The 10,436-nt window shown below is 62.9% G+C and carries 8 protein-coding genes; 6 read left to right on the plus strand and 2 right to left on the minus strand.

The features are described 5' to 3' along the window. Nucleotides 1–7 precede the first annotated feature (7 nt). Nucleotides 8–1,912 carry a S8 family peptidase gene (locus IAE39_RS18285; RefSeq protein ID WP_201205111.1) on the minus strand — a complete coding sequence of 635 codons (1,905 nt, stop codon included), beginning with the start codon at nucleotides 1,910–1,912 and terminating at the stop codon, nucleotides 8–10. A 163-nt stretch (nucleotides 1,913–2,075) separates the two neighbouring features. On the opposite strand from IAE39_RS18285, the gene IAE39_RS18290 reads away from it, so the two are divergent. The 5 genes from IAE39_RS18290 to IAE39_RS18310 all read left to right on the plus strand — a co-directional run bounded on the left by IAE39_RS18290 (nucleotide 2,076) and on the right by IAE39_RS18310 (nucleotide 6,909). Next, nucleotides 2,076–3,092, plus strand: coding sequence for an ABC transporter substrate-binding protein (locus tag IAE39_RS18290; protein WP_201205113.1), 1,017 nt, complete (start codon nucleotides 2,076–2,078; stop codon nucleotides 3,090–3,092). After that, entirely contained in the window at nucleotides 3,089–3,943 is an 855-nt protein-coding gene (locus tag IAE39_RS18295; protein WP_201205115.1) for an ABC transporter permease, read from the plus strand. Before IAE39_RS18290 ends, IAE39_RS18295 begins: the two co-directional genes overlap by 4 nt. A 258-nt stretch (nucleotides 3,944–4,201) precedes the next feature. Next, a complete protein-coding gene (locus IAE39_RS18300; RefSeq protein WP_201205117.1) occupies nucleotides 4,202–5,065 on the plus strand; it encodes a LysR family transcriptional regulator in 864 nt (287 codons plus the stop codon). 280 nt (nucleotides 5,066–5,345) lie between these two features. Then, on the plus strand, nucleotides 5,346–6,263 hold the full coding sequence (locus tag IAE39_RS18305; RefSeq protein WP_201205119.1) for an AEC family transporter: 918 nt from the start codon (nucleotides 5,346–5,348) through the stop codon (nucleotides 6,261–6,263). A gap of 34 nt (nucleotides 6,264–6,297) precedes the next feature. Further along, nucleotides 6,298–6,909, plus strand: a complete 612-nt coding sequence (locus IAE39_RS18310) for a cell wall hydrolase (protein WP_201205121.1) — start codon at nucleotides 6,298–6,300, stop codon at nucleotides 6,907–6,909. Between the two features lie 153 nt (nucleotides 6,910–7,062). Here IAE39_RS18310 and IAE39_RS18315 read toward each other — a convergent pair whose 3' ends face one another. After that, a complete protein-coding gene (locus IAE39_RS18315; protein WP_201205123.1) occupies nucleotides 7,063–9,231 on the minus strand; it encodes a TonB-dependent receptor in 2,169 nt (722 codons plus the stop codon). A 257-nt stretch (nucleotides 9,232–9,488) separates the two neighbouring features. On the opposite strand from IAE39_RS18315, the gene IAE39_RS18320 reads away from it, so the two are divergent. After that, a complete protein-coding gene (locus IAE39_RS18320) occupies nucleotides 9,489–10,340 on the plus strand; it encodes a CAP domain-containing protein (protein WP_201205125.1) in 852 nt (283 codons plus the stop codon). The last annotated feature ends 96 nt before the right edge of the window (nucleotides 10,341–10,436 follow it).

A 10,436-nucleotide genomic window follows, 5' to 3' on the forward strand; every position in this document is an offset into this window, starting at 1 on the left:
CCTTGCCTCAGGCTTTGAACCTGCCATCGCCGAGTATGCGGTCCAGCAATACCAAGGCGCCATGCACATTGGGGCGGGCGCCCATCGGCAGTACATCGGTGTCGGGCAAGGTGGCGTCGTCGTAGCCCGACGCCATCACCAGTTGGTGCATCTGGTTGCCGTTGAGATAAATGTGGTGCTGTTCCATTGCATAGGACTGGATCAGGCTCAGTGCACCACACACCATGGGCGTGGCGCTAGAGGTGCCTGCGTAGGTATACGTGTAGTCACGATTGTCACCGGGGAAATCCTGCAAGTCCGAATACGACAGCGTGACGACACTGTCGCCCCAGGCATTGAGCATGCGATAGGGATAATGGTGGTTGGAGTAAGCATGGGGCTTGCCATCATACGAGTGGCAGGCCCCTACCAGTATGGCGCCTGCATCACCATGGTTCTTGAAATAGTGCCAGTTGCTCAGGTCGACGCCTTCGCTTTGCCGCGTGCCTTTGCCTGCAAGGGTTTGGCTACTGCCATTGGCCGCAGCATTGACTACCACTGCGCCACGCTGGCTCAGCTGCTGCATGACCACCCACCAGGCCTTGTCGTGCAAGGACGGCAGCATAGTGCTGAGCACGTCGATATGGGCTGTTTGCCGATTTATTCCAACGATGTCCCCAGGTTCCACATTTCGCAGCAGGTCCTTGAGCGCCTGATAATTGCGCTGCGCATCCTGATCCCGGTTGTTGTAGAGATACAACTCACTGTCATGGCTGATTCCAGTGGCCCCTGTACCATTACGTTTTGCCAGTATGATCCCGGCAGATGCCGTTCCATGCGACGGATCATGGTTGCTCGCTAGCGAAACGATTTTCAGGTCAGGATTGCCTTGCAAGTCTTCATGTTCCGGAAACAACCCTGCGTCACTGAAGTGAATCCGCGCCCCCTTGCCAGTTACCCCGCCTGCCCAGGCCTTGCGGATATTGAGGCCCCGCCAACGCGAACCTGGCTCGTCGAGGTAATTCTGACGCGCTTCGAAGTCAGGCGTAGGCTGGGCATCTTCATGTGCCCGGTTACCTAGTACCACTGCTGCCCCTGTCAGCAAGGTGGCCGCCAGCCCCGCCAGGCCCAGCAGAAACAAGTTTGGTGAAGCTACCGGCGAATTGAAGTGCATGGACTCAACGTACTCGAGTGCCGATAGCGTCTTGAGCAGTTCGATGTAGGTGTCATTGAGCATGCTGGCAGGCTGATCGAGCATGCAGAAATCACGGAATGCCTGGAGCCTGGGTTCATCTTGCTCCTGTTCATTCAGGGCAGAACGCGGAGTCATGACCGCCTTGAGGTTTGGCCAGTACCGTACCAGGACGGAACCGGAGGTTGGCTCCAGGTCATGCAGCAGTCGCGCATACCCCCCTTTGCTGAACATGATGACCAGTGTCGGGTACAGCTTGCCCGCCTCCAGCACGGGAAGCACTTGCGCAGCTTGCTCCACAGCCTGCGTCTGCGCCACTTCGCGCTTGTGTCGCTCGCCCATCGAGGTCAACGGTAACTTGTCCAGCAGGCTCCGGCTGCTCTCGTCGGCCTTGATGTCGAGCAACAGTGGCGGCATGTCGATAGCACCGGCAGGGCCGGTAGGCCGGTTCATTGCCCGTGCATGTTCATCCAGCAAGACAACCCTGGGCCGTATCGCGTACAGCCCCCCTTCTTCGTCCGCCTCCAAAACGGCCGGGCAACCGTGATCGGCCAGCTTTCCGCTGCGAGCCTGGGAGTAGACGGAAACACCCTTGAACGACACCGGGCCATCGGGCCCGGACCGTTCGAGCTCATAGCGGATGCGGTTGACCTTGTGCAGATCAGGCCCACTACAACGAACGTGGAGTTTTCCGTCGAATCGGAAATTACGGTAGTAGATAAAGTTCAGGTCTAGCGTCATCAGGTCAGTCCTCGATCATGTGCTCGCCGATAGGCCTTGCACACCATGGCAACGCACTGTCGGGGCCGGCAGCGGGAGCGACTTCCCAGCGGCCAGGAAGGCGTTGACAAGCCCTCGTCTACACTTGCCCTCAGCCACTCAACAACAACCGACCAGGGTCCTGATGAAGAAAATTACAACGCTGCTGGCCGGCCTGCTGCTCGCCGTAGGCTTGGCCAGCACCAACAGCGCAGCCTCGGCCGAACGCAGCGAGCCCATCCACTTTGGCGCCATTGGCTGGGAGAGCGGTGCCCTGACCACCGAAATCCTGCGGTTGATCGTAGAACGCGGCTACGGCTACCCCACTGACACCCTGCCGGGCAGCACCGTCAGCATGGAAGTAGCGCTGGCCCGTAACGACCTGCAGGTAATCGCCGAAGAATGGGCCGGGCGCAGCCCCGCATGGGTCAAGGCCGAGCAGGCCGGCCAGGTGTTCGCCCTGGGCGACACGGTGAAAAACGCTGAAGAAGGCTGGTGGGTGCCGGCCTATGTGATCGAAGGCGACGCCTCCCGCAACCTGAAACCCGTGGCTCCCGAACTGCGCAAGGTCGAAGACCTCAAGCGCTACCCACAGGTGTTCCGCGACCCGGAGTCGCCCGACAAGGGGCGTTTTCTAAACAGCCCCAGCGGCTGGACATCCGAGACCGTCAATAGCCAGAAGCTCAAGGCCTATGGCCTGAGTGAGCTGTACAGCAATTTCCGCAGTGGCTCCGGCGCGGCGATGGATGCGGAAATCGGTTCGGCCATCCGCCGTGGCCAACCGGTACTGTTCTACTACTGGAACCCGACCCCGCTGATGGGCCGTTACAAGCTCATACGGCTGGAAGAGCCACCGTTCGACGCCCAGGCCTGGGCCACCCTGACCGATGCCGCCAACCCCAACCCCAAGGGCAGCAGTTCGCTACCGGCGAAGCTGTCGATTGGCGTCTCCAAGGTGTTTCGTGAACGCTACCCGGACCTGGTCAGCGTATTCGAAAAGGTCGACCTGCCAATCGATCGCCTGAACCAGGCCCTGGCCGAAATGAGCGAGAAACGCACCCCACCCCGTGACGCCGCGCTCACCTTCCTGCGTGATAACCGCGAAGTGTGGAAGGCCTGGCTACCCGCGGACATCGCCGCCAAGGTCGAGGGCAGCCTGTGAGCGACGGCTTTCCGCAAGCCCTGCAGTTTTCCTTCGCCGACAGCGTCAACCGCCTGGTCGACTGGTTGGTGATGAACTACGGCGACCAGTTGCGCAGCGTCTCTGACCAGTTGCTGCAACTGCTGGTCGGCCTGGAAAACCTGCTGCGCCTGCTGCCCTGGTGGCTGCTGCTGTTGCTGGTCGGCCTGCTGGCCTGGCACGCCAGCCGCAGCTTGCTGCGTAGCGTGGTGCTGGTGGCGCTGCTGGCGTTGATCGGCATGCTCGGGCTGTGGGACAAGCTGCTGCAGACCTTGGCGCTGGTGCTGGTAAGTACCGGCTTGTGTGTGATGGTGGGCGTACCGTTGGGCATCGTGCTGGCTTCCCGGCCGCTGGCCAGGCGGCTGCTGTTGCCGGTACTGGATGTGATGCAGACGCTGCCGGCATTTGTGTACCTGATCCCGGTGCTGATGCTGTTCGGCCTGGGCAAGGTACCGGCCGTGTTCGCCACGCTGATCTACGCCCTGCCACCGCTTGTGCGGTTGACCGAACTGGGCCTGAGCCAGATCGACCCGTCGTTGCTGCAGGCCGCACATGGCCTGGGCGCCAGCCGCTGGCAGCGGTTGCGGCGCATCGCGTTGCCGCTGGCGCTGCCGAGCATCATGGCCGGGCTCAACCAGTCGGTGATGATGGCCCTGTCGATGGTGGTGGTGGCGTCGATGATCGGTGCCCGTGGGCTGGGCGAGGATGTGCTGGCGGGGATCCAGACCCTGAACGTAGGCCAGGGCGTGGAGGCCGGGCTGGCGATAGTTGCCCTGGCGATGGTGATCGACCGGATCAGCCAGGCCTATGGGCGTAGTGCACGCAACGGCTGACACCGTCCGCTGCAGGAGATCGCCCAGCCCTTTGCGCTGCGCTGTCGCGCAGAGAACTGAGTTCGCAAGCGGTCCGCATACCCTGTGGGAGCGGCTTTAGCCGCGAAGAATCCAACGCGGTGCATGGCACCGGCTGCGCCGGTGTTCGCGGCTAAAGCCGCTCCTACAGGGGTGGGCGCAAGGCACGATATTTATTGCTGGCGATAGGGCCGGGCCTGACAATGCAAACCCTGTCAGCTGAAACCGGACCTCATCGGCATGTCCCTCAAAGCCCTGCGCACGCTGGTGACCATCGCCCGTCATGGCACCTTCGCCCGTGCCGCCGACCTGCTCAGTCTCACGCCCTCAGCAGTGAGCCTGCACATCAAGACCCTCGAAGACGAACTGCAGGTAACCTTGTTCGACCGCAGCCGCAGGCAGGTGGTGCTGACCGAAGCTGGCCAGCTGGCGGTGGCCCGCGCCGAGAGCATTCTGGCGGCCTACGACGAACTGGCCGATGCCCTGGCCAGCGGCCCGAGCCTGCGCGGCCGCCTGCGCCTGGGGGCGATCCACACGGTACTGGCGCGGCGCTTGCCCAAGGCACTGGTGTGGATCAAGGCGCACCACCCGCAGTTGCACATCAGCGTGGCGTCGGGCATGTCGGCGGAGCTGGCACGGCGCGTGGAGGATGGTGAGCTGGATGCGGCGATCACCACCGAACCGGTCAGCCCCTACCCGCAAAACCTCGACTTCACGCCGTTGTTCGAAGACCGCTTCTGGGCCATTGCCAGCCCCGAACTGGCCGGGCATAGCGTGGCGCAACTGCTGGCCAGCCAGCCATTCCTGCGCTTCGACAAGCGCGCCTGGGCCGGGCGGCAGATCGAGCAGGAGTTGCGTCGGCAACATTTGCAGGTGAGCGAGCAGATGGAGCTGGACAGCCAGGAGGCCCTGGCACGCATGGCAGTGATGGGCCTGGGGGTGGCGATCATTCCCATGGCTGACGACGACCTGCAACGCCTGCCGCCGGCCACCTGCCTGCCGTTCGGCGAGCCGCAGCTGACCCGGCGGGTGGTGTTGCTGGAACATGAAAAGAGCCAGCGGCGGCATTTGAGTGCGGTGTTGAAGACTGCGCTGGAGGCTTGAGCATTCATCACGCTTTGCCGGGGCTGTACTTGCGCAAACTCGAAAGCTGCCGTGGCCCCTGTGGGAGCGGCTTCAGCCGCGAACACCGGCAAAGCCGGTGCCATCCACCGCGTCTGCTGCTTCGCGGGTAAACCCGCTCCCACAAGTATAGTGCATCCATAAGTGACATTGCTGAGTGCAACCATTCATTTTTTATCAACAGTCAGTGCAGAAAACAACGTTTTTACAAATCAATCCGTGTAGCTAGTCTGTGCCCGTACCCGTCCACGGAACGTTGACCATGCTGCACTTGCTGCTGACCACCCTGCTCCCGATCATCCTGCTGATTGCCTTGGGCACGTTCCTGCGCCTGCGGGGCTTTCTTGCCGAAAGCTTCTGGCCCGGCGCCGAGCGCCTGAGCTACTACGTCCTGCTGCCGTCGCTGTTCCTGCATGGCCTGGCTACCGCCAACCTCGATGGCGTGCCCGTACTGGGCATGGTCGGCGCACTGATGCTCTCGACCCTGGCCGGCGCAGTATTGTTGGTGCTGTACCAAGGCGTGGTGAGCCACGACGGTGCCGACTTCACTTCGGTGTTCCAGGGCGGTATCCGTTTCAACAACTACATCGGTGCCACCTTGGCCGCCGGCATCTACGGCAGTGCCGGTATCGCCCTGGCGGCGGTGGCCAACGCGGCCATCGTGCCCCTGGTGAACCTGCTCTGCGTGCTGGTATTCGCCCGGTTCAGCGCCCGCCACAGCTCACCCTTCACCGTGCTGCGGGCAATCTTCGCCAACCCGCTGATTGTCGGCTGCGCGGGCGGCCTGCTGCTGCGGGTGACCGGGCTGGGCTTGCCAGCGGGTATCGAGCCTACGGTTAAGGCCCTGGGCCAGGCCGCCCTGCCGCTGGGCCTGCTGTGCGTCGGTGCAGCACTGGGTGGCGCCAGTCTGGGCCAGCAAGTGCGCCCATTGATGGCCGCGTCGGTGTTCAAGTTCCTGGTCATGCCACTGACCACCTGGGGCCTGTGCCGCCTGCTGGGCCTCAGCGGCCAGGCTGCGGTAGTGGCCGTGCTGTTCCAGGCACTGCCCACCGCTTCGTCGTCCTATGTCATGGCCCGACAGATGGGCGGCAATGCTCCATTGATGGCGACCATCATCGCGTTGCAGACCGTAGCCGCTGCCGCCACCCTGCCTTTGGTATTAATGCTTACGCTTGGCTAGACTGAGACTCAGCCCACAGTTCGGAAGCTTGCCCATGCGCTTTTCGTGGATGGTGATTGGCTTGACCTCGGCCCTGCTCGCAGGCCCACTGCATGCGGCCGACCCGGCCAAGGCCGCAGTCGCCGAAGACAAGGCAGAGGTGCTTGAGGAAAAGGTGGTCGAGGACGCCTCGCCACCGAAAAAGGCAGAAAAACTGACCCCGAGCGAAGCCCAGGCGGTCGACCCGGCCGGCCAGGCGCCACTGGACGACAGCCTCACCTGCCTGGCCCGCACCATCTACTGGGAAGCCAAGGGCGCCGACGCCGAAGACATGAGCGCCGTGGCCAGCGTGGTGCTCAACCGCCTGGGCCATGACGGGTTCCCCGACACCATCTGCGGCGTGGTCAAGCAGGGCGTGGAGAGCAAGGCCTGCCAGTTTTCCTGGTGGTGCGACGGGCGCTCCGACCAGGTCGAAGAGGCGCAGCGCTACGACATCGCCAAGGAAATTGCGCGCAAGGCGCTGAACCAGCAATTGAAGGACCCCACTGGCGGCGCGCTGTACTTCCATGACCGCAATGTGCACCCAAGCTGGGCCAAGGCTTACCGCCGTACTGCGCAGACGACCCACTTCCTGTTCTACAAGCCGAACCAGGCGCTGGCGCGGTGAATTGCCCTCAATCGGGAGCAACAACCTTCCTCAAGGTCCTACGCAATCCTTGTAGGAGCGGCTTCAGCCGCGAACACCGGCAACGCCGGTGCCATCCACCGCGCTGCCTGCTTCGCGGGTAAACCCGCTCCTACATTCACTGCGCAGGGCGCATCAGAAATCGATCGTCCCCGAAAACTTGACCAGCCGTGGGTCGCCTTGGGTGAGATAGCCGCCGTTGGCCGACGCCCAATAGTTCTTGTCGGTCAGGTTCTCCACATTCATGCGCAGGGTGACGGCCTTGTCCTGCACCTTGAAGCTGTAACGCGCGCCCACATCGAAGCGGTTCCAGGTCGGCAGGCTTAGCGTATTCGACGGGTTGGCATACTGCCCACCCGTGCGCAACATACGGGCGTTTACCGCAACACCCGGCAAGCCCGGCACGTCCCAGTCGACACTGGCATTGAGCTGGAAGGTTGGCACACCGACAGCATGGTTGCCGTCGTCGGCGCCGTTCTGGGTGTTCTTCAGTTCGGTGTCCATGCGCGTGCCGCCAGCCATCAGGCGCAGCCCCTGCAACGGCTCACCGAAGACACTCAGCTCGATGCCTTTGTTGACCTGCTCGCCATCCTGCACAAACACATTGCCCTGCACAAAACCGTCGGTAGGCCGCTCGATACGGAACACGGCCAGGTTGGCGCCAAAGCTTTGGTAGTCGAGCTTGACGCCAGCCTCCACCTGCTTGGTCTTGGCCGGCGGGAACACCTCGCCAATGTTGACGATACCCTGCCCCGAAGCCGTCGCGCCCTGGGCCAGGCCCTCAATACGGTTGGCGTACAGCGAGATCGACGGGTTGACCTTGTAGACGATGCCATACACCGGGGTGGTAACTGATTCGTCATAGAACGCGTTGCGCCCCAGGTCTGCGCCTTCGCCATCGTAGGCGTAACCTTCCACTCGCAGTTGTTGGCGGCGCACACCGACAGTGACCAGCAGGGTGTCCTCGAACAGGCCTACCGTGTCGGAAACCGCAAGGCTGCGGTTGCGCGTCTTGCCGGTTACCCCGGGGTCATCCAGCTTGCCGCCGGTGAAGGTTGGCGTCGTTGGCCTGGGCAGCGGGTCGGTGTGATAGATGTTGGTGTTCTGTGAGTTGTAGAAGACGAAGGCGTTTTCCTGCTGGGTCCAGATACTGGCGGCACCCAGGTTCAGCTGGTGACTGACCGGCCCCGTCTGGAAGCGGCCATTGATGCCGCCCATGAGGGTGCTGTTGTCTTCGTTGTGGGGGATTTCCGAGCCGGCGATGGTAGCAGCGCCACTGGCTGCATCGGTGAGGATCGGCGTGCCATAGAAGCCGTTCTCATGGGTGTGCTTGAGGCCGCCGGCGAGGTAAGCACTCCAGTTGTCGTTGAAGTCATAATCGGCCCGCACCATGCCGAAGGTATCTTCGGTTTCGGTCCACGACCAGTCCTGGCCATAGTTGTGGTCGGCGTCCGGCGCGCGGGGGATGTCCGTCAGGCCGGCCCCCAGGCGTACGCTGTTGCGCATGTGGTTGACGCGTTGTTTCTGGTAGCCGATATCGGTGGACAGGCGCAGGTTGTCCCCGCGGTAGTCGAGGCCGACGATGAACAGCTTGCTGCGCTGGTGCTGATCGTCCACCGCCGTCTCGCCTTCGCGCTGCGACAGGTTCAGGCGCACGCCAAAGCGGTTGTCTTCGCCGAAGCGCTGGCCAAGGTCCAGATGCTCGCCAAGGCGGCCATCACTGCTGATGTCCTGGGTGTAACGCCGCGTCGGGGTGTCGCCGGCACGCTTGGGTTGCAGGTTGACGTTACCGCCCAGCCCGGTACCGGTCGGGCTGGCACCGTTGAGGAAGGCATTGGGACCTTTCAGCACCTCGACCCGCTCGACGGCATCGGTGGAAATCATCTGCCGCGGCAGCACGCCATACAGGCCGTTGAATGCCACGTCATCACCATTGAGCGGCAAACCGCGAATGACGAACACCTGCGACTGGTTGCCGAAGCCGAACGACTGGCGGACCGAGGGGTCGTTGAGCAACACATCGCCAATGTCCTCGGCCTGCTGGTCCTCGATCAGTTGCGAGGTGTAGCTGGTCATGGTGAACGGCACGTCCATCATGTCCTGGTTGCCCAATATGCCCATCTGCCCGCCCCTGGCTACCTGGCCGCCAGCGAATGGCTCCGGTGGTTCGCCCTTGGGCCTGGCCGCCTCGGCATTGACCGCCGTGGCATCCAGTTCGATGACCTCATCGGCCGACTGGGCAGGCAGCGCAACGGAACAGCACACGGCGAAAAAGGTCGATTGATACAGGCGGACTCGTACCATGAAGTGGCTCCCGGTATAGGCTTGAGCCGTCCTGGCAGATGGTAATTGATAGCGGTTGAGTACTGTTTCTAGCCGAAGTTACGAATGATTACCAAGTGGTCGCACTTTTCCTCCGACCGATGGTCTACTCCCTCTTTTGCCGACAGCCTCGTTTGCCGGCGTTTTACATTGCATCGCACGATCCCGGGCCAAAAGCCTTGGGCTTGTGTAGGATGAGCAGCGCATACCACGACGCTGCCAGTCATAGGGAGATCCATATGCGCGTCCTGTCATCCGTTGCTGCCTTGTCGCTGGGCCTGCTCGTTTCGACCGGGGCATTGGCTGCCACCGGCGAAGAGGCGCAACTGATCGATTCGATCAATGTCTACCGCAGCAAGGCCCAGCCCTGCGGCGGCGAGGCGTCGCTGGAGCTGCCGCCACTGAACAGCGATACCCGCCTGGCGCTGTCGCCAGAGGGCACCCGCGACCTGCAACAGGCCATGACCCGCGCCGCCTACCCCATGGTCAATGTGCAGGCCATCAGCCTGTCGGGGCCGCGTGATGCGCGCTCGGCCATGCATGCCATCGAAGAAAGCTTCTGCCAGGTGGTGCTCGACCCGCAGTTCGTCGATATCGGCGTCAGCCAGGAAGGCCGCGACTGGCGTATCGTGCTGGCCCGGCCACTGCTCAGCGGCCGCCTGGGCGACTGGCAGGCCGAGGGGCAGAAGGTGTTGCAGGAAATCAACGCCGCACGCAAGGTGCCACGCCAATGCGGCGGCCAGCCATTCGCCGCCGCCCCGCCATTAAGCTGGAGTACGGTGCTGGCCGGGGTCGCCGCCAACCACACGCGGGCCATGGCCAACCAGAACTTCTTCGATCACATCGACAAGGATGGCCGCACCCCCGGTGACCGGGCGGAGCTGGCCGGCTACCTGTACCAGCAGGTCGGCGAGAACATTGCAGCCGGGCGTGACACCGCACACAAGGTGGTCGATGGCTGGCTGGACAGCCCGGGGCACTGCGCCACGCTGATGAACCCGGACTTCCGCGAGCTGGGGGCTGCGTATGCGGTGGACCCGAAGAGCGATGCGGGGATCTACTGGACAGGGTTGTTCGGCACGCCGCAGTGAGCCCGGCTTATGCGGTCCCTGTAGGAGCGGCCTTGTGTCGCGAACGGGCTGCGAAGCAGCCCCAGCAATATTTGAACTAAAGCTGAAATCTGGGGC

This window comes from Pseudomonas sp. S37, from assembly GCF_016658545.1.
Lineage (GTDB): Bacteria > Pseudomonadota > Gammaproteobacteria > Pseudomonadales > Pseudomonadaceae > Aquipseudomonas.

Coding starts and splice junctions, on each gene's coding strand:
- IAE39_RS18290 (WP_201205113.1), top strand. CDS start 2,076: ATGAAGAAAATTACAACGCTGCTGGCCGGCCTGCTGCTCGCCGTAGGC.
- IAE39_RS18300 (WP_201205117.1), top strand. CDS start 4,202: ATGTCCCTCAAAGCCCTGCGCACGCTGGTGACCATCGCCCGTCATGGC.
- IAE39_RS18315 (WP_201205123.1), bottom strand. CDS start 9,231: ATGGTACGAGTCCGCCTGTATCAATCGACCTTTTTCGCCGTGTGCTGT.
- IAE39_RS18310 (WP_201205121.1), top strand. CDS start 6,298: ATGCGCTTTTCGTGGATGGTGATTGGCTTGACCTCGGCCCTGCTCGCA.
- IAE39_RS18320 (WP_201205125.1), top strand. CDS start 9,489: ATGCGCGTCCTGTCATCCGTTGCTGCCTTGTCGCTGGGCCTGCTCGTT.
- IAE39_RS18305 (WP_201205119.1), top strand. CDS start 5,346: ATGCTGCACTTGCTGCTGACCACCCTGCTCCCGATCATCCTGCTGATT.
- IAE39_RS18285 (WP_201205111.1), bottom strand. CDS start 1,912: ATGACGCTAGACCTGAACTTTATCTACTACCGTAATTTCCGATTCGAC.